Origin of the sequence: Methylobacterium sp. WL18, from assembly GCF_008040015.1 — a bacterium.
Lineage (GTDB): Bacteria > Pseudomonadota > Alphaproteobacteria > Rhizobiales > Beijerinckiaceae > Methylobacterium > Methylobacterium mesophilicum.
This window is the reverse complement of record NZ_VRVD01001086.1, coordinates 1-890: the sequence shown is the minus strand read 5'-3', so window position 1 is coordinate 890 and position 890 is coordinate 1. Positions and strand designations below refer to the sequence as shown.

The following is an 890-nucleotide window of genomic DNA, read 5'->3' as shown; positions in this document are numbered from 1 at the left end:
GCGAGGCGACCGCGCGGGTCCGCGCCGAGGCCGCCCGGGAGGGCTGGGACCTGCGGGTGATCGAGGCCGGCGAGTTCGCCGACCCGGCCTACCGGGCCAACCCCGTGAACCGCTGCTTCTTCTGCAAGACCAACCTGTACGGCGCGGTCCGGCACGTCACCGACCGGCAGATCCTGTCCGGTGCCAATCGCGACGACCTCGGCGAGTACCGCCCCGGCCTCGACGCCGCCCGGGAGCACGGGGTGCGCCACCCCTACGTGGAGGCCGGGTTCGACAAGGCAGCCGTGCGGGCGCTAGCCCGCGACCTCGGCCTCGGTGCGGTGGCGGAGTTGCCGTCCGCGCCTTGCCTGTCGAGCCGGGTCGAGACCGGCATTCCGATCGAGCCTGAGACCTTAGCCTTCATCCACGCGGTCGAGCGGCTGGTCGGCGGGGCCCTCGAAGCCGGGCCGGGCCCCAAGCGGGCCGTCCGCTGCCGGGTGCGGGCCGAGGGCGTGGTCGTGGAGCTCGACCCCGGTAGCCTCGCCGCCCTCGACGCGGAGCGCCGCGCCGCCCTGGGATCCGGCATCCGGGAGATTACGCCGCCGCGCCTCTCGGGCGCCATCCGGTTCGCGCCCTACCGGGTCGGCAGCGCCTTCCTGACCGGAGCCTCCCCGGCATGAGCGTGGCGGACGAATTCACCCTCGACTTCGCCCGGCCCGAGCGGATCGGCCTGGAGGAGGCGATCTTCTGCGCCGGCAAGAGTCCGGAGCAGATCGACGCGATCCTGGCGGCCGCACGCGAGCGGGGCGCCTCGCTGCTCCTGACCCGGCTCGACCCGGAGAAGCGCGACCGGCTCGGGGCTGAGGCGCGGCTCGACTATTGCCCGGTCTCGCGCACGGCGGTGTTCGGGC

Annotated in this window: 1 protein-coding gene and 1 pseudogene; both read left to right on the top strand. The window is 74.6% G+C overall.

The window, feature by feature from the left end; all coding sequences use genetic code 11:
- Positions 1-659, top strand: a 659-nt coding sequence (locus FV228_RS31040; RefSeq protein WP_147857899.1) for an adenine nucleotide alpha hydrolase, incomplete at its 5' end; no start/stop codon positions are given.
- Positions 656-890: pseudogene (locus tag FV228_RS31035) on the top strand (circadian phase modifier CpmA); the annotation flags it as partial. The gene FV228_RS31040 and the pseudogene FV228_RS31035, both read left to right, overlap by 4 nt.